This window comes from Beijerinckia mobilis (genome assembly GCF_000745425.1).
Classification (GTDB): Bacteria; Pseudomonadota; Alphaproteobacteria; order Rhizobiales; family Beijerinckiaceae; genus Beijerinckia; species Beijerinckia mobilis.
The window spans coordinates 55,965-74,654 of record NZ_JQJH01000010.1; the positions used below are offsets into that span (position 1 = coordinate 55,965).

General features: G+C 54.5%; 14 protein-coding genes and 1 pseudogene. 10 read left to right on the forward strand and 5 right to left on the reverse strand.

Annotated elements, in window-relative coordinates; all coding sequences use genetic code 11:
- The first annotated feature begins 44 nt into the window (after positions 1 to 44).
- The 3 genes from DL88_RS09625 (at position 45) to DL88_RS20280 (ending at position 2,631) form a co-directional block, all read left to right on the forward strand.
- Positions 45 to 1,109, forward strand: a complete 1,065-nt coding sequence (locus DL88_RS09625; RefSeq protein WP_156971027.1) for a hypothetical protein — start codon at positions 45 to 47, stop codon at positions 1,107 to 1,109.
- 265 nt (positions 1,110 to 1,374) lie between these two features.
- Positions 1,375 to 1,791, forward strand: coding sequence for a DapH/DapD/GlmU-related protein (locus DL88_RS19865; protein WP_169741556.1), 417 nt, complete (start codon positions 1,375 to 1,377; stop codon positions 1,789 to 1,791).
- Between the two features lie 267 nt (positions 1,792 to 2,058).
- Complete coding sequence (locus DL88_RS20280) at positions 2,059 to 2,631, forward strand: hypothetical protein (RefSeq protein ID WP_034995247.1); 573 nt, start codon at positions 2,059 to 2,061, stop codon at positions 2,629 to 2,631.
- Between the two features lie 9 nt (positions 2,632 to 2,640).
- Here the strand turns inward: DL88_RS20280 and DL88_RS20285 are convergent.
- From DL88_RS20285 to DL88_RS09650, 4 genes and pseudogenes are all read right to left on the reverse strand, one after another.
- Positions 2,641 to 3,380 (reverse strand): annotated as a pseudogene (locus DL88_RS20285) (transposase); the annotation flags it as partial.
- Positions 3,377 to 3,787, reverse strand: coding sequence for an acyl-CoA thioesterase (locus DL88_RS09640; protein ID WP_034995251.1), 411 nt, complete (start codon positions 3,785 to 3,787; stop codon positions 3,377 to 3,379). The gene DL88_RS09640 and the pseudogene DL88_RS20285, both read right to left, overlap by 4 nt.
- Before the next feature lie 297 nt (positions 3,788 to 4,084).
- On the reverse strand, positions 4,085 to 6,148 hold the full coding sequence (locus DL88_RS09645; RefSeq protein ID WP_034995252.1) for a thioredoxin domain-containing protein: 2,064 nt from the start codon (positions 6,146 to 6,148) through the stop codon (positions 4,085 to 4,087).
- A gap of 110 nt (positions 6,149 to 6,258) precedes the next feature.
- Positions 6,259 to 6,954 carry a hypothetical protein gene (locus tag DL88_RS09650; RefSeq protein ID WP_034995254.1) on the reverse strand — a complete coding sequence of 232 codons (696 nt, stop codon included), beginning with the start codon at positions 6,952 to 6,954 and terminating at the stop codon, positions 6,259 to 6,261.
- A 980-nt stretch (positions 6,955 to 7,934) separates the two neighbouring features.
- Between DL88_RS09650 and DL88_RS09655 the strand changes: the two genes are divergently transcribed.
- The 7 genes from DL88_RS09655 to DL88_RS09685 all read left to right on the forward strand — a co-directional run bounded on the left by DL88_RS09655 (position 7,935) and on the right by DL88_RS09685 (position 17,980).
- Positions 7,935 to 10,958 (forward strand): patatin-like phospholipase domain-containing protein, encoded by a 3,024-nt coding sequence (locus tag DL88_RS09655; protein WP_034995257.1) that lies wholly within the window; start codon positions 7,935 to 7,937, stop codon positions 10,956 to 10,958.
- 25 nt (positions 10,959 to 10,983) lie between these two features.
- Positions 10,984 to 12,318: a tRNA uridine-5-carboxymethylaminomethyl(34) synthesis GTPase MnmE gene (mnmE, locus tag DL88_RS09660; protein WP_034995260.1), complete on the forward strand. Its 1,335-nt coding sequence runs from the start codon at positions 10,984 to 10,986 to the stop codon at positions 12,316 to 12,318.
- A 73-nt stretch (positions 12,319 to 12,391) separates the two neighbouring features.
- Positions 12,392 to 14,248, forward strand: a complete 1,857-nt coding sequence (mnmG, locus tag DL88_RS09665) for a tRNA uridine-5-carboxymethylaminomethyl(34) synthesis enzyme MnmG (RefSeq protein WP_084705104.1) — start codon at positions 12,392 to 12,394, stop codon at positions 14,246 to 14,248.
- A gap of 28 nt (positions 14,249 to 14,276) precedes the next feature.
- Complete coding sequence (gene rsmG / locus DL88_RS09670) at positions 14,277 to 14,945, forward strand: 16S rRNA (guanine(527)-N(7))-methyltransferase RsmG (RefSeq protein ID WP_245270746.1); 669 nt, start codon at positions 14,277 to 14,279, stop codon at positions 14,943 to 14,945.
- Between the two features lie 217 nt (positions 14,946 to 15,162).
- On the forward strand, positions 15,163 to 16,755 hold the full coding sequence (purH, locus tag DL88_RS09675; RefSeq protein WP_034995429.1) for a bifunctional phosphoribosylaminoimidazolecarboxamide formyltransferase/IMP cyclohydrolase: 1,593 nt from the start codon (positions 15,163 to 15,165) through the stop codon (positions 16,753 to 16,755).
- 114 nt (positions 16,756 to 16,869) lie between these two features.
- Entirely contained in the window at positions 16,870 to 17,157 is a 288-nt protein-coding gene (locus DL88_RS09680) for a heavy metal-binding domain-containing protein (RefSeq protein WP_034995432.1), read from the forward strand.
- Positions 17,158 to 17,326: 169 nt separating this feature from the next.
- Positions 17,327 to 17,980 (forward strand): MT-A70 family methyltransferase, encoded by a 654-nt coding sequence (locus DL88_RS09685; protein ID WP_034995265.1) that lies wholly within the window; start codon positions 17,327 to 17,329, stop codon positions 17,978 to 17,980.
- Positions 17,981 to 18,006: 26 nt separating this feature from the next.
- Here the strand turns inward: DL88_RS09685 and gmk are convergent, their stop codons facing one another.
- On the reverse strand, positions 18,007 to 18,690 hold the full coding sequence (gmk, locus tag DL88_RS09690; protein ID WP_034995268.1) for a guanylate kinase: 684 nt from the start codon (positions 18,688 to 18,690) through the stop codon (positions 18,007 to 18,009).

Below are 18,690 nucleotides of genomic sequence, written 5' to 3' on the forward strand. Positions count from 1 at the left end.
TTATCCCAATCATATTTCACGCTATCGCTGGTTGCGAAAGAATATTGGTATGGCTGGTCCCCAGCAATTATGACATCTCTGATAAGTGTAATCTCAGGCGCGAGGGATGTCTCTTTTTTGAAGGGGATGACTACGGGCGCTATAAAGATGCCAATGATGATTTATCTTGGGATTCTTTCTTCGCCGATGAAGCTTCGCGTCGGGTTAATTTCGCCTATATTGCGGGGGCGGAGCCAGGCCTGGAATTGAATCGTATACGTCTAGCTGCGAAACATATTCGCTCTGGTGTCGTCTTCACAAATGGAACACGACCTATTCCAGATGACGTCAATTATCAAATTCACATTTCTCTATGGGGTGGTCAAGAGCAAACTGAATATTTGCGCGTGGTCGACACGACTTCGAGGGCGATTCAGAATTATGCCGATGATCCGAGAGCCCATTTTGTTTATACCATTAACTCTGTGAATATTAACGAGATCTATAAAACTGCCCAACGGCTACATGATGCAGGACAGCGTCTTACATTTAGTTATTTCAGTCCTACTGTTAAATATCTGCGTAAACTTGCGGACGGCACGGCCAATGATGGGGCGTTCTTCCGTTTCAGCCAAGCTGAACAGAATTTGGTCATGACAGCCGACGATTTCCAACGCGCAAGACAGGCAATCGTGCAGGTTCTTTCTGATTTTAGGGAAACGATCGTTTATTCCCTGGACTATGATGACTGGATCTCTCATCCTGATGGCGTCTACACACTTGATCCGGAAACCGGTGTTGCCATTGATTGCGGCATGCGGCAGACGTTCCAACATCGTCACTACAATGTCGATTTAACTCCATCTCAAGAAAAGTGTTGCTCACCTAATGTGAGTTGCAGTGGATGCCGTGCCTATGCGCAAGGCTATGGAACCTATCTTCACCGTTTCAGAGGAAGCAGACGGGATTCGATCCAATTCGCTCAATGGCTGGCTGTCTGGGAGTTGTGGGCGAGATTGTTCCTTGGGATTACGGTTCCGGAAAGTCTCGTTCCAGAGGGGCAAATGTCTCACGATCCTTCAAGGCCCCATCCTCGTCGTGATCTTTCGGCGCAATATGGGAATGCCTGAAGATGGCATCCAGCGATTTTCGATTGAAGGATTCCTCGAATTATCCGCCTATTTCACGGCCTGGACAAATCATTTTAATCGGTGCGGGGCGTGATGGGCACAATATGATCGGCCTCCTTGAATCTGCCGGTGTCAGGATCGAACACGTGCTTGATGACGCCGTGACCGGTCAGATCTAGGACGTGAAATTAAACCCATCCAAGGTTATGCAGGACCGATATGGGATGCTCTCATTGCAGTCGGATCAGCCGATGTCAGACGTGCTTTGGTCGAGCGCCTCTCCACTAAAGAATTTCGTTGGACAACTTATGTAGATCCAAACGCGGTGGTTTCTGCATATGCAACACTGGGTGACGGTTGTTTTGTCGCGCCATTTTCAGCTTTGGCCGATGTGGATGTTGCAGCACATGTGAAAATTGTTTCTCATAGCGTCATAGGTGCAAGGGTGCGCATTGGAGCCTTCACCACAGTTGGTCCGCATGTTACAATTGCAAGCGATACAACAATTGGTGCAAATTGTATGATCGGGATGGGTGCGCGCATCGCTGCTGGTCTCCAAATTGGTGATGGCTGCGCCATTGCCCCGAATGCGGTGGTTCGACATGACATGCCGTCGGACCATATAGCGGTGGCTGAATTCCGGACCCGGATCGTGAAACGGCATTCCAGAAAAAGCCAATAGTCAAACTACCTAAGAAGCATACTCTACGCGGCTTTCCAGGTTTTGGGGACTCTTCGTATACATCAACCCTCTTGATGTGAATGACAGGTTCAGCATGTCCGACCGGTACCGGTATTGATTGCGTCAAGAAATCGACCGCTTTATCTATGGGCGTGCTTGGACAGCCTTTTCCGCGCCACGCGTCATCCACATCGCTTCGTATTCGTCGATATGGGATCTGATGATCCTCTCGTACCGCGAGTGATTGAAGGATTTCGTAGACGACAGATGTTCGATGAGATCGTCCGCATGGAGCGTGATGATCCGCGCCTGCTGATCGAGTTCGTGAAGAGACATCTCGATGATTGGAGTCCTTATTTCGTTTATGTGGAGTCGGATGTTGTCGTCGAAGTCACGGAACCTTGTTGGTTGAAGCAATGGGTTGATTTGATGGACGCGAATCCCCAACTGGCTATGTTGGGATCTGCGATCAATACGTCTGATTTTATCGACCTTGATCAGGCTAAGGCTCTGCATCCTGATGAAGACGAGGTGACGTTACGACAACGTATCAAGGCCATGAGTTCCGAACGAACACAAAATGTCGAAACAGCAAGAGACGAGGCCCTGTTTCGGCCGCATAATCCAGCTGGCCGATTCATGATGCTTCGAACCTCACCGCTTCGGGAAGTTGGTGCTGCGGAAGATCACACGTTACATTCCCGTTTGCGGGCGGCGGGATATGATACGGCGATTGCAACCAGAGTTCGTCATCGCCATCTCTCTCTTCTCCATCTTTATGATTATCCAGACTACGATCTGGAACGTCGAAACGCATATTTTCATAAATTGAATGAATGAGAGCGCTTCACAAATCCGTTTGATCTGCCGCAGGCATATGATGGCAGAAGCGAGGGTGGTGAATGCAAGATAGATATCAGCCCTTCGTTCATACCGTATGCTTAATCATCGGAATCGGTTCATCCAGGCATGAGTGCGCTCGACCACCCAACGATGACGACCCAGCGTTTGGTTGTTGTCCCAACCGCCACGATGGTCATGGGACTTGTCCGCATGCAGCTTGTCAGGCTTCTGGCGCGGGTGGGCAGGCCGGCTGTTGCACAAGGGTGGAAGAGCGTCCAGCGTCGGGGTGAGCATCTGGCTGTCGTGCTGATTGGCAGGTCCTATCAGCATACCAAGCAGTTTGGCGCGTGCGTCGACGACGAGATGGCGTTTGGTTCCGGGCCTCTCCCGATCTGTCGGGTTGGGACCCGTCGCGCCGCCCTTTTTTGCTAGAATGGAGGCACTGTCCAGCGCCAGTCGATCTGGCCTACACCTTGAAGACGCTCCAGGAGCACGCGGTGCAAGGCTGCCCAGACGCCGGCTTGCTGCCAATCACGTAAGCGGCGCCTGCAACTCATCCCCGAGCCACAGCCTATGTCGCATACCAACCATCGTCCTCGCACCGTGCAGGGTGATTTCGCGAGGAACGCCCATTCATACAAAATCTCAACGAGAATGGCTGGTCTTGGCTTGCCCCGCGACTGCGGTGGCGATCCCCGTCGGATCTCCCTGATCCACCGGTTGGGTTCAGGGAGAGTTGGTTCTATTCCGCCGGAACAATCACGTCGTCGGGCAGGGGACGCGGACGGCGATGATCGTCGATTGCCACAAAGGTGAAGATGGCTTCTGTCACCTTTGTCGTATCCCGGCTGTCGCGGCTGCGCCGCCATGCCTCGACCTCGATCTGCATCGACGTGCGCCCGCGTTTGATCAATCGGGCAAACAGGCTCACCTCATCGCCGACGAAGACGGGGCTGTGAAACACCATGGCCTCGGCTTTGATGGTCGCCGCGCGGCCGCGCGAAATCAGGCTCGCGACGCTGCCCGCCGCCAAGTCCATTTGCGACATCAACCATCCACCGAAAATATCGCCAGCCGGATTGGTATCGGCAGGCATGGCGATGGTGCGAATGACAGGGGCGCCGCTCGGCATGGAGGCTTCTTTAGCAAGCATTGTCGATATCCTGATCGGAGGAAAGTCTTTCCTCCGCGAAAGCGAAACAGCCTTTCCTGAAAAATGGTGCCGGATATCTACCAGCTCCAAGCTTGGCCGGAAACGATCAAGATGGAAAAGGAGGTAGCGACAAATTGCATGGCTCATCCTTCATCATCTTGAAGGATGAGGTTATCTATCATTGATTTTTCACAGAAAAATAAAAACCAATCAGAGAGCGCTCCCTATAAGCTAGTCAATAGTCGCAGATCACGTTTGCTTGAGAGCGTCTTCGCACCGCAGGAGAGACGCGTTTGCTCAGGCGATATTGGCGGTGCTTTCGAGCGCCTCCACATCGTGCACGGGCAATGAACAGGCCCCACCGGAACAGACGAAAGCCGTTGCCGTGTCACGGGCGAGCGTGGCCTGTGCCTTGACCGGATGGCTGTCCGGAAGCGCGTCGGAGCCGTCGAGATCCATCACCACGCGTTCGATGAAGGGCAGTTTCAGCGCCGCGCTATAGAGCGCCGAGCGATCGGGACCTGCAGTGACAACGTCGCGGATTCTGAGCCGCAGATCGAGGGCGTTCAAAATGCCCGCATGACCGACAAAGCTTGTCCTGACCGAAGGCGTGATGGCCTTGAACAAAGCATCGGCCTTGGCCAGCCAGCTGTCGTCACCGGAAAGTCCGGCAAGCCGGATCAGTGCGGTGAGATAGACCGGATGTGCGTTTGGAATGGCATCGTCTCCGGTCGGCGCCAGCCGAAGGATGACGTCATCAGCATCCTTGGCGGCCATACAAAGGAGCCCGCTTTCCGGATCGAGATGGTAGCTTTCGAGTTGCGTCGCGAAAGTGATGGCCTCGGCGAGATAATTCCGCGTCAGACTGGCCGAGACGGATGGCAGATTGCGTACCTCGTGCAAGGCGATAGCCGCCCGCATCATGGCAGCATAATCCAGCGCCATGGCGGGCGTTACCAGCACGCTGGCGCGCCAGCTGTGAGCCAGCCGTCTCACCCCTTGTTGATCAGTGAAATTCAGGGTGGAGAGGATGAAATCATAGGCCTTCGCAGCCATGAGGATCCATTCGGGCTCATCGAAAGCCGTCGCCGCATTGACCAATGAGGCGACCATCAGGCCATTCCAGTCGGCCATGATTTTGTCGTCGAGCCCCGGCCTTACGCGTTGTTCACGCGCGGCGAAAAGCTTGGCGCGCATCGGTGCCAAGCGGGCCTCCTCATCCTCATTCGGCCGGTGCGATTCGAGCCGATTGAGGATGGTGACCATCACGCCCTGTTTTTCATCGGCCCAATTGCCGATCCTTCCGGCATTATAGAATTTGCCGAAATATTGCGCGTCTTCGAGACCCAGCGTTTTGACGAGCTCTTCCCAGACCCACACGTAAAATTTGCCTTCGACGCCCTCACTGTCGGCATCGAGCGAGGCGCAAAAGGCGCCTTCCGGCGATGTCATCTCGCGTTTTAGCCAGCCGACCGTCTCCTGCGCACGGATCTTGAACAGGTCATCATTGAATTCGCGGTAGCAGAGCGCGAGCATTTCAAGGATCTGCGCATTGTCGTAGAGCATTTTCTCGAAATGCGGAACGAGCCATCGCTCATCCGTCGAATAGCGGGCATAGCCGCCGCCGAGATGATCGTAGATGCCACCTTCCGACATACGGTCGAGCGTGTGCCGCACGAGATCGCGATAGGGCACTTTGCTGATCCGCGCTCCGGCGCGCCAGAGGAATTCAAACACCGGCATATTGGGGAATTTGGGTGAACCGCGCAGACCGCCATCCACCTGGTCGATGAAATTCACCACTTGCGGGGCGAGATTGTTGAGTTGCTCGATGCTGAGCGCCGCGCCTTCGTTCTCGGTCCGCTTGCCGAGACCTTCGCGCACGACCTCGGTATTCTTGGCGATGCGTTCCGGCTGTTTATGAAACGCTTCCGATACCGTCCGCAGAACGGTGGCGAAAGCTGGCCGGCCGAAGGATTCGACCTTGGGGAAATAGGTGCCGCCCCAGAAAGGCTCGCCCTGCGGCGTGAGAAACATCGTCAAGGGCCAGCCGCCGCGTTCTCCGAAAGCGTGCAGGGCACTCATATAAATGTGGTCGATATCCGGACGCTCTTCGCGATCGACCTTGATATTCACGAAGAGCTCGTTCATGACCTCGGCTGTCGCCGGATCTTCGAAGCTTTCATGCGCCATGACGTGGCACCAATGGCAGGCCGCATAGCCAACGGAAAGCAGGATTGGCTTATTTTGGGCCTGGGCTTCCTCCAGGGCGGCTTTGGTCCACATGCGCCAATGGACGGGATTATGCGCATGCTGCAGCAGATAGGGGCTGGCGGCTTGGCTCAGTTCATTGGCTGACATGAAAAACTCTTGAAGGTTCGCAACCTGGATCGACCTTCTTGTAAGCATGTCTCGGGCCGTTGCCAGCCTTCCATATGCATTCGGGTTGCTATGTGTCAATTTATAATAACTTAGCTTCGCGCGGTTGCAAGTCGAAGTGTATCATTCAGTACCTTGCGGCAGAATTGAAGACTCAACAATGCATTGCTACTCCCATTATCGCGACCGCGATGCCGTGTTGTGTCGTATTGAGAAATACATGTCACGAGAAGATTGGTCAAATAGCCATTTCCTTTTGATTTAACCGTCGATACCCCTTTTGACCGCGTGGCGCTGGAGGGTGACGCCACTGTTGCCTCATTCGCATTGTTGTTACCGACGAGGGCAACGAGCAGATCGCCATACTGACTTAAAATCATCGCATAGGCATCATGGCCGATGACACCGTTCACGTAACTTTGGCATACTGCATAGAGGCCATCCCGAAGGGCGAGGATGCTAGCTGTCCGACCTGCAAGTTGGAGGGCAGTTTCGGTTGTACTGATCTTAGATTGAGCTTCGCCTGTACCTTTATCACTGGCGGTCATCTTTGCCGATTGTTCGGCCAGTGTATTAAAGGTGACGGCATAATCCGGACTTGGCTCTGTGCAAACAATAGGCCAATAGGTGCCGTCTTGCTCAAGCCGTTGGCGTTCTGTGACCAAGCGCAGATTGCCAGTTGTCGCCAATGTTGGAATATCATTGAAGGTGAATTGGGTAACCCTAGCGCTTGGGGATGAGCATGCCGCAAGGAGCAGATAGAACAAAAAAACGAACTTGAAACGCATATTTCCACCTGTATAAGGCTAGCTATGATAGTCGTATAAAACAAAGCTAACATCCATTTATTGTCACGGAACAATAATCACCAGTATTTTTCAATTAGCTCAACCAAAAGTTGATATTTTAAGCTATTAGAGATATTGATATATATCGTAGAGATGATATTTGCCCTACGTCAAGTCCATATCCAATGCACAATGTATATCTAGCGTAAAATATGTGCATGATATGCACTCGAGGCTTGGTTTCAAAAAAACGGTTCTTGACAGCTTTGATTTTGTATGTAAACTTATTGCCTGCGTCAATTGTGTGTATGTGGCAATGTTGTTGTGTTGCTGGTGTGATTTTCTGTCCAAGCTGGCGGGTTCCTAGATTAATTGACGCGGTTTGTCTGAGCATCTGCCGATATTGCGGGTCTGGGCTATCTTAAGCCTTAGTAGTATGGCTTTTGATGGTGAGAGTGGAAATTTGTTGGCTGCTTGGGTTCTCTGGGGGCAGGGTTTTGTTTGGAAGTATTCCCTGATTGCCGGCTTACGTATTTTGTTTTGTGGTATCAAGGTCTGTTGTGGTCTTTTCTGGTTTCGCTTGCCTATATGTCGTTTTTGTAGCTTGCGTGTTTTTATTGTTTGCCATCCTTCGTGATGGTGATTGCTCTATTTGGTGCAGATGTATTTAATTTCGTGTTGTGTCCAGAGCGTATGTTTTTGTGTCTTTGTTTTGTATAACAATCGTGTTGTTTCGGAATCTGGAAATGATCAATTATTCACCATGTGATGATGTTTGATATGTATATATCTGTGTAATTGTATTGATATATTTGTTTTAGTCTACTAGAAAGCACGAATGATCTGTCGGTGTCTGTTCTGGGGAGTTTTGCGTCATGGTGTGCCGGTAACGTAAAAATTGTCCCTTCAGGTATTGTTGGAGGGTGTAGCAGCTATGAATTGCTACGCTTTATCTGTTTGATTTATAAATGAGTACTACAATGGCAATCAATCATTTATGGGGTTGGCTCGCTTTGGGATTTGGTTGCTTGGTTTGGGGAGCGATTGCGGTTTCTCTGGGTCTGCACATCGATCTCAGGTCAACCGCTCAGAGATGCTCGCTGGCCGCTTTTCTTTTCTATCCCACCACCATCATCGCCTCTTTTTGCCTCCTTTGGTCTTTAAGTCGAGCGCGTGTATTTTTTACGGTCATGAAAGAAATGTGGTTGCCTTTGGCCGCCATAGGAGTCGCCTGTTTCTTTCTGTTTCTGACTGATCAAGGCCAGGATCTTGGCGTCGGACTCATCGACGCATCGAGTGATCGTTATTGTCTGAAGCTCAGTTTATTGTTCTTCGCGTTGTTTTTTTGGGCGCTCTCCGCATGGCATGCCGCGCGTTTGCCACTTGCGCGCCGCTATACATACGCCTTCGAAAACAAGGACCATTTGATAGATGCGGAAGGCAACCCAACAGAGGCTGCCAAATCAAGTGCATCGGGCGAAGAGGTACGCAAAGCCTTGGAGTCGCGAAATGCGGAACCTTGGTTGCGTTGGCCCCCCCGGCTTGCGGGGCTCGCCGCCCATTTTTTTGCCGCTTTGACGATTGCCTTGGCCGCATTTCATCTTCCTTTTTCAAAGGAATGGGATTGGTCCAAATTGGCTTCGACGCAGTATCCCGTCTTTGCCGTGCCAGCCGCTGTGATCAGCTTGACAGCGGCTTGTTATTTTATTGATTTCTTTTTCATTTTACGGCCGCTTGGGCACTATTGTAAAAAGAAATGGAGTATCACACAGACTTGTGTTCTCCTGATTTGCCTGCTAACGGGCGTATTTACTGGTTTTGCAGGTTCGGAATTAGTGACATATAATAATCATGCTAAGCAACCTGTAGATCTCATCGGTTTGTTCAGTGCTTCCGTCGTCATTCTCGGTTCGTCACTATTATTCATTACCATCACATTACAGAGTAGCCGGTTACGGTTACGAGATGCTCACGAGCGCAGGTTAGAAGCACATAAGCATATCTCAGCCATCTATGAGAAAAGAGGGGCTGCGTCTTTCAATGTTGCCTACGAAAAGTATCAGCTTGGTAAGGTTTTTGAAGGAAAGATTGCCGAAAACTGGCATTGGACCCTAGGGCTCGCCGGGCTCGCTATTATCATTTATCTAATAATGTCATTAATGCCTTCGATTTGGATCGGCCGGTTCATTGGATCGATGGTTACGGCTTTCACAATCTTTTTCATCGCTGTGGCAATTGGAAACTTATTCCGTGAAGTGGTCTTGAAATTTCTTTTGGATCGGCCTGACGGAATCCTCGGATTTTTCTTTGAAACACCAGTATTGTTGTTGATTTTTCTTCTGCTGGTGGGCGTCGCGGGATCAATCAATCGCGATTCTCATGCGGTAACCCTTTGTAACGACAAAGAAGCGGTTGGCGAATGCGAAGCGGCGGCGCCCGTTATCGGCGTGGCCAAAGATCAATGGCAGGGTTTAAGAGACTGGAAGAAACGTCCAACGGTATCCAAAGCGGTTGATCGTTGGTATGCGCAGGCCCGTAAATCCTGGGCGAAAGCGGGAGGCCAAGAAAGTGAGCCCGTGCCTCTCGTGATCGTTTCGACAGCGGGAGGCGGTATACGTGCAGCCTATTGGACTGCAACGGTTCTGCAAAAGCTGCAAGAAAAGGTAGGTGGAGTAGGGAATTTGCGGCCCTACCTCTTTGCTATTAGCGGCGTGTCGGGCGGCAGCCTTGGTGCTGCGGCCTATGTCGCCTCGCTGCATGAACGGGTTGAGGCTTCGGACAAAGCGAAAGATGCGACGGAGTTTCTTAGTGACGATTTTTTGGCTCCGGTGCTTGAGCGTTTTGTCCTTCAGGATCCTTTGACATCATTTATCCCTGTGCCAATCGTTGACCGGGGTGTGCAATTGGAAAAAGCTTGGGATGCAGCGAGCAATGGCCGTCTTGCCAGATCGTTCCTGAGCTATTTTCCCGACCTCGCCGCCGGTTCCGACGATAATAGCGGTGACGTGACTTGGAGCCCCATCCTACTGCTGAATGGAACCCATCTCGAAACAGGCCGACGTATTATCACCAGCCATTTGCAGATCGAGAATCGCATTTTTCTGGATAGTTTCGATATGTTCAGGCTCGTCCAATCGGATATGAAATTGAGCGCTGCGGCGCACAACAGCGCACGCTTTAGCTATATTTCGCCTGCTGGGAAGATTGTTCCCAATCCACCGAAAGGAAAAGATGGCAAGCAATGGGCTTACAAGGATGACGAAAAGTGGCCTCCTTATCTGGGATTTGTCATCGATGGTGGATATTTTGAGAATTTCGGGGCTCTGACTGCGCTGGAGCTCGGCCGCGAGATCGAACGTGTCTCTAAGTCTGGACAGAAAAACATTAGACTCATTTATCTTCAGATCAGCAGCGATCCTGGACTAGACGAACGGACGATGGCAAGGATCAAGTCACCGAGTAAGAAGAGCTGTAGCATTCCCAAAGTGGGAGAGCAGCAACCACATTCCAATGATTTTTCACAATTCCTGACTTTTCGTCCGCCAAGTAAAAATTTTTTTACATCGCCCCCCCATGATGGCGGCGATTTCGAAACCTCTTTCTTGACTCAGATTTTCGGGCCTCTCGCTGGCGTGCTGTCAGCTAGGATCGCTCATGGCACGGCTGCATCATGGGAACTTGCCTATAAAACCTGCGTCGTGCAGCTGGATGGAGGTGAAAATTCACAATCTCCTGTATTCGTGCATCTTTCCATGCTTAACGATCGGGATTGTCAAAATATCGGGGAAGAGAACAGTCCCTCAGATAGCAAGCGCGAGAATAAAAACGTACGGCTTGCGGCACCGCTCGGGTGGGTGATGTCAAAGGCTACAAATCTTTCGATTAAACGATGGGTCAACCAGTGCGGTAATGCAAAGGAATTAACGAAAGTGACCGACGCTATCCGGGTAAGGGTAAATCTTGAGCTTGGTTCTACGGAAGCCAGGTCCTCAACCAGCCCATGACACGAATTGTTCCCTCGCCAGCACCATGAATGATACGATTTATGCCATAGCTTCTGGTTTTGGCCGAAGTTCCGTCTGCGTGGTCCGCCTCTCTGGGTCCAAGTCTGGTGAAACTGCGATCCGCCTTGCCGGTAGGTTACCACAGCCGAGGACATTCCTGCTTGCCACTCTCCGGGATCCGCGCAATGGCGAGATCATCGACAAGGGGCTGGTGCTCTGGTTTCCGGCGCCGCATAGTTTTACCGGAGAGGATGTCGTGGAATTTCAGATCCATGGTGGCCGTGCGGTGGTGGCAGCTCTATTCGATGCGCTGGGTGCCTGTGAAGGCCTCCGCGCTGCCAATGCCGGTGAGTTCACTCGGCGGGCGCTTGACCATGGAAAGCTTGATTTAGCCGAGGTCGAAGGCCTTGCAGATCTCATTGATGCGGAGACTCAGGCACAGCGACGTCAAGCCTTGCGGCAGATGGAGGGCGCCTTAAGCCATCAGGCTATTGAATGGCGTGGCAAGTTACTCGATGCCCTGGCTTTTATCGAGGCCGAGATCGATTTCGTCGATGAAAGGGATGTTCCGCCTGAAACAAGCCGTCTCGTTGATGCAATCATCGGCCCCTTGCTTGTGAGCTTGCGCCGGGAACTTGCGAAGGGCACGGCAGGCGAGCGGATTCGGGACGGTTTTCATATTGCACTCATGGGACCGCCGAATGCGGGAAAATCGACTTTATTGAACGTGCTTGCGCAGCGCGATATCGCAATCGTCTCAGATCTTCCTGGCACGACCCGTGACGTGATCGACGTGGCGCTCGATCTTGGCGGCTATAGCGTCACTCTGATCGATACCGCCGGCCTACGGGACAGTGCCGATCCCCTTGAGCAGATGGGTATGGCGCGGGCGATGCAACGAGGACAGGGGGCCGATCTCATCCTCTGGCTTTCGGAAGCAAGCACGCCGTCCGATCCTCCTCCGGAATTAACCGGCGCTGTTTGGCGAATCATGACCAAGATCGATCGCGCCGAATCGCTGCCCGCACCTGCGGAAGACCGAGAGTTGGAAAAAACTGATACTTTCTTTATTAGCGCTGCAACGGGTTATAATCTCGAACGTCTCATCGCCGCTCTGAAGAAGTTTGTTGACGTTCAAACGATTGGTGCTGGTGAGGCTCTCATCACCCGTGCACGTCATCGGGAAGCTTTCGAGCGCGCGGCGAACGCCTTGGATCATGCCATGACACGGCACCTGCCCATCGAACTGATGGGCGAGGATCTGCGGCATGCCGCGCAAGCGTTGCAGGACATCACAGGTTGTATCGGCGCGGAAGAAATTCTTGGGGAAATTTTCTCCCGTTTCTGTATAGGAAAATAGCCCAATAGGCATGATTGGAGCAGATGGCTCATCCCTGAAGACGTGTGCGCAGCATAAAGGCATGAAATCTTTCATGGCGAATACCTATGATGTCGTCGTGGTCGGCGGCGGCCACGCCGGTTGCGAAGCGGCCGCCGCTGCCGCGCGGCTTGGCGCCCGCACTGCGCTCGTCACGCAATCCTTCGACACGATCGGCTCCATGTCGTGCAATCCGGCGATCGGAGGTCTTGGCAAGGGACATCTGGTGCGCGAAATCGACGCGCTCGATGGTCTTATGGGCCGCGTGGCCGATGCCGCTGGCATTCAGTTCCGGGTTCTCAATCGCGCCAAGGGGCCTGCCGTTCGTGGGCCACGGGCCCAGGCGGACCGCAAGCTTTACCGTGCCGCCATGCAGGCGGAAATTCGGGCGATCGATGGCCTCGATGTGATCGAGGGTGAGGCGCAATCGCTCGTGGTCGATGCGGGAAAGATTACTGGTGTTATTGTCGGCGGCAAGACGATTGTCTGCGCCGCCGTGGTGCTCACTACTGGCACATTCCTGCGCGGTCTGATCCATGTTGGCGAAAGAAAGGTGCCTGCCGGTCGGGTCGGCGAGCCGCCGGCCGAGGCGCTTGGCCTGGCGCTGGAACAGCTTGGCCTGACCATGGGCCGTTTGAAAACCGGCACACCGGCACGGCTTGATGGCCGTAGCATCGCTTGGGACAGGCTGGAGCGCCAATCCGGCGATGCCGAGCCAGAGCCATTTTCGTTTTTGACTAGCGCCATCACCCGGCCGCAGGTCGATTGCTTCATCACGATGACGACGCAGGCAACCCATGCGGTGATCCGCGAAAATCTGCACTATTCGCCGGTCTATTCCGGTGCCATCAATGGGCGCGGACCGCGTTACTGCCCGTCGATCGAAGATAAGGTCGTCCGTTTCGCCGAACGCGAAGGGCATCAGATTTTTCTGGAGCCCGAAGGGCTCGACGTGCCGACCATCTATCCGAACGGCATCTCGACGGCCCTTCCCGAGGCGGTTCAGGAGCGCTTTCTACGCACGATTCCGGGGCTCGAACAGGTCGCGATTCTCCAATACGGCTATGCCATCGAATATGATTATGTCGATCCGCGCGAATTGACCGCGGGGCTGGAGGTCAAGAAGCTTCCAGGCCTCTTCCTCGCAGGGCAGATCAACGGTACGACCGGTTATGAAGAAGCCGGTGCGCAGGGACTTGTCGCAGGTCTCAACGCAGCGGCCTTGGCTGGCGGCCTTGCTCCCATCCGTTTCGATCGCTCGGAAGCCTATCTCGGGGTCATGATCGACGATCTCATCACCCGTGGCGTCTCCGAGCCCTATCGGATGTTCACCTCGCGCGCGGAATATCGGCTCACCTTGCGCGCCGATAATGCTGATCAAAGGCTGACCGGCAAGGGCATCGCGTTCGGCTGTATCGGCCGACATCGCGCGGAAGTCTTCCAAGAGAAAGACAAGGCCTTGACCGGGGCCCGCGCGCTGCTCGGCGCTTTGACGCTCAGCCCGAATGAAGCGACGCGCCATGGTATCAAGGTCAATCATGACGGTGTGCGGCGCTCAGCTTTCGATCTCCTTGCGCTTCCTGAAGTCACGCTTCAATCTCTCTATCCTATCTGGCCGCAATTACAGGATATTCCTGAATCCATCGCCGAGCAGATCGCCATTGATGCGCATTATGCCGTCTATCTCGACCGGCAGGAGGCCGATATTGCCGCCTTCCGTCGCGATGAAGGGCTGAGCCTTCCCACCGATCTCGATTATGCCGCCATTACCGGCCTTTCCAACGAGATTCGTGGCCGTCTCGCGGCGATCCGCCCGGCGACGCTGGGGCAGGCGGGCCGGATCGAAGGCATGACGCCTACCGCTTTGACGCTGCTCGCGGCGCGGGTCCGCCGTGCCGGGCTGCGCGCCTGAGGATCGGCCTTCGCTGAAGGAAAAATCGGTGGGACGCTCTCAATCCTTCGGCATGCGGAATCTTGATAAGCTGGCAGCAAATGCCGCGTCGGAGGAAGTCGGTCTGGCCGCTTCTCTGCCGGAGGACTTACGCGCGAGATTAGAGATTTATGCCACTTTGCTCAGGAAGTGGCAGAAGACCATCAATCTTGTCGCCCCCTCGACGCTCGACCATATCTGGACCCGGCATTTTGCTGATTCCCTGCAAATTCGCGATCTCCTTCCGCAGGCAAAGCGCTGGGTCGATCTCGGGTCTGGCGGCGGCTTTCCCGGCCTTGTGACCGCTGTCGCGCTCGCGGGCCAACCGGATACTATCGTGCATCTCATCGAGAGCGACCAGCGCAAATGCGCCTTCCTGCGGGAAGTGACTCGAGAGACAGGCGTGCCGGCGATTATTCATTGTGGGCGGATCGAGACCGTCGCCACAGAATTTGAAGACGAAGTGGATGCCGTGAGCGCGCGGGCGCTTGCGCCGCTTGCATCGCTTCTGTCTCTCGCCTCCCCCTGGCTCGAAAAAGGCGCGGCAGGTGTGTTCCTCAAGGGCGCGGAGGCGGAGAAGGAAATGGTGGAGGCCGATTGCTCTGCCTCCTATCGTTGCGAGACCTATCCCAGCCGGACGCATCCGGCGGCGCGGATCATTCTGGTACGAAAGTTTTGAACCTGCCGGTTTCATCCGGCAGCATTTTGCGTTATGGCCGCTTTCATACCAAGTCTCGTTGAAAGTCTCCCGGGAAGTCACACCAATCACGCCCGTCTTGATTGGTGGAGCTGGTTGAGCGCCGCCTTAGGGGGCCATGCTTCCGGCAAGCGTCTCCCGGCACGCCGTCGAATCGAGCTTTGGTATTGATCTCATCGTCACTCCATCAGGATATCCCATGGCTTCCGAGCTTCGCCGCGTCGAGCGGGCGCTGATTTCCGTTTCCGACAAGTCCGGCCTCATCGATTTCGCCCGCGCGCTCGCCGATCTTGGCATTGAACTCGTCTCGACTGGTGGTACCGCCAAAGCCTTGAGCGAAGCTGGTCTCGCTGTTCGTGACGTCTCGGATCTGACCGGTTTTCCGGAGCTGATGGATGGGCGGCTGAAAACGCTGCATCCCAAGGTCCATGGCGGCCTTCTCGCCATACGCGAAAATCCAGAGCATGAAGCGGCGATGCTTGCGCATAATATCGCGCCGATCGACCTTCTCGTGGTCAATCTCTATCCTTTCGAGGCGACCATTACGCGCGGCGCGCCTTTCGCCGAATGTATCGAAAATATCGATATTGGTGGCCCGGCGATGATTCGTGCTGCCTCTAAAAATTTCAATGATGTGACTGTCGTTATTGAACCGGAAGATTATGAATCCGTGCTCAATGAGCTGAATGCGCGCAAGGGTTCGACCAGCCTTGAGCTGCGCCGTCGGCTGGCGCAAAAAGCCTTTGCCCGGACAGCGACCTATGATGCGACCATATCGAACTGGTTTGCGGCGGAGATCGGCGAGAAGGTGCCGGCCTATCGCGCTTTCGGTGGGAAACTGATCGAATCTTTGCGCTATGGCGAAAATCCGCACCAGAGCGCGGCCTTCTATTCCTCACCGGATAAACGGGCCGGTGTGACGACGGCGCGGCAGGTTCAGGGCAAGGCGCTTTCCTATAATAATGTCAATGACACGGACGCGGCTTTTGAACTCGTGGCCGAATTTGATCCCGAAAAACATGCCGCTGTGGCCATTATCAAACATGCCAATCCTTGCGGCGTCGCGCAGGCCGCGACTTTGGCGGAGGCCTATCAGCTTGCGCTGCGTTGTGACCCGGTTTCCGCCTTCGGCGGCATCGTCGCGCTCAACCGCAGGCTTGATGCCGAAGCGGCTACCGAAATCGTCAAGATTTTTACCGAAGTCATCATTGCCCCTCAGGCAGATGAGGAGGCGATCGCTCTCGTCGCGGCCAAGAAGAACCTCCGCCTGCTTTTGACTGGCGGGCTACCGGATGTGCGTGCACCGTCCCTGACCTTCCGTCCCGTCGCCGGTGGCTTTCTCGTGCAGGAGCGCGACAATGCTGTGATCGATGATCTCGAACCGCGTGTCGTGACCAAGCGCGCGCCGACCGAGTCGGAATGGCGGGACCTGCGCTTTGCCTTCCGTGTCGCTAAACATGTCAAATCCAATGCGATCGTCTATGCGAAAGACGGCGCCACAGTCGGTATCGGAGCCGGCCAGATGAGCCGCGTCGACTCGTCCCGAATCGCCGCCATGAAGGCACAGGAAGCGTCAGAGGCAGCAGGCTTGACGGAATCGCTCGCCAAAGGCTCGGTCGTCGCGTCGGATGCTTTCTTCCCCTTCGCCGATGGCCTGCTTGCCGCCGCCGCCGCCGGAGCCACCGCCGTCATCCAGCCGGGGGGCTCAGTACGTGACAATGAGGTCATTGCTGCCGCTGATGAAGCGGGCCTTGCCATGGTGCTCACCGGCATCCGCCATTTCCGGCATTAACCATGGTTTCGTGTCGTTGTTCGGGACTCGCAAGACGGGCGTCTTCGTTAAGCTCTGATCAATGTTGAAAGGCGTAAGCAGCTCTTCTTAATGATTTTCATTTTGGAGTTTTGCATGCGCGTCAGCACCACGGAATCGATTGAGGGTAGCCGGGTCGTCCAGTCGATTGGATCGATCACCGCCACATCGAGCTGGCATGCTTCGGGTACTCAACCGCATCAGGGCAATTGGCGGGAACGCCTGCTTGCCGATCTGATCCGCCGCGCCGAGGACATTGGTGCCGACGCTATTGTCGGCGTCAATTATCAGGACGAGAACACGGCGCTGACCAGCGAAGGCGGTGTCGCGCTCAAGCGCGTCATGGTTACTGGCACGGCCGTCAAGCTCGCCTGCGCGGCTTGATCCTGAGGAAGGGTCCCGTTTTTCAACGGGAACGAGAGACTCTCGGGAGCGGCTTTCAGGCCGCTCCACGTACTTCTGAAAAAATGAAATATCTATTTCAATAGCTTATGAAGTAGACTTCATGTTGTATTAAAAGGAGTTCGGGGCGTGTCTGTTCGGATCGAGGGTAATGCGGCCTGATCCAATCGCCGAATTCTCACGCGATCTCACCGAGCGCAGCTTCGCGACGATCCTTGCCGATCCTCCATGGCGTTTTCAAAATCGCACAGGAAAAATGGCGCCCGAACATCGCCGCCTGAGCCGCTATGGCACGATGGATCTCGGGGAGATCATGGCCATGCCGGTCGCCTCGGTTCTGGCGGATACTGCCCACCTCTATCTCTGGGTGCCGAATGCTCTTCTGCCGCAAGGACTCGAGGTCCTCGCTGCCTGGGGGTTCGATTATAAATCAAACCTCGTCTGGCATAAGGTGCGCAAAGACGGTGGTTCGGACGGCCGCGGTGTCGGGTTCTATTTTCGAAACGTCACCGAACTCGTGCTGTTCGGCGTCAAGGGCAAAAAGGCACGCACCCTCGCCCCGGGGCGGCGGCAGGTCAATCTTCTTGCCGCGCCGAAACGCGAGCACAGCCGCAAGCCGGATGAATTCTACACGATTATCGAAGCCTGTAGTCCGGGACCTTATCTCGAATTATTCGCGCGTGGCGCGCGGCCCGGATGGACGAGCTGGGGTAATCAAGCGGAAGATTATGAAATTACCTGGAGCACTTATCGGAACAATAGCCGGGGACATTCCCGAAATTCTCCCGATGAAGCGGAGGAATAAAGCTGTTTCCGTACAAGGGTGAGGCTTCAGCCGGGCTCATTGAGAAGCGTCTCGACGAACGCGCCGAGGCCCTCCTTGAGCCGTGGCGAACGCAGCCGCTCGCTCGTCACGATCGCCGTCAGCTCCTCGAAGGTGCGCTGCAGATCATCGTTGATCAGCACATAATCATAATGCGCCCAATGGCTTATTTCCGTCCGGGCGTTTTCGAGCCGTTTGGCGATGGTCTCCGGCGGATCCTCGGCGCGCCGTTCGAGCCGCGCGCGCAATTCCCGCATGGTCGGCGGCAGGATGAAAACCGAGACGACATCGGCCCCGATCTTCTGCCTGACCTGCCGGGCGCCTTGATAATCGATATCGAACAAGACATCCCGGCCTTCGCTGAGAATCGCTTCTAGCGGTTCGCTCGGTGTACCGTAGAAATTGCCATGCACCTCCGCCCATTCGAGAAGGGCATCGGTGTCCCGCAGAGTTTCGAACTGTTTGCGGGTGATGAAATTATAATGGATGCCCTCGACTTCACTCGTCCGGCGCGGCCGCGTCGTGACCGAAATCGACAGGGTCAGATCGAGCTTCTTCGACTGCAGCAGCATGCGCGTCAGCGTTGTCTTCCCCGCGCCGGAAGGCGAGGAAAGAATCAGCATCAGCCCGCGCCGTTTGCAATGGAGGGCAGCAGAATGGGGATCCGGACGGGGATCGGCAACATCGGTCAT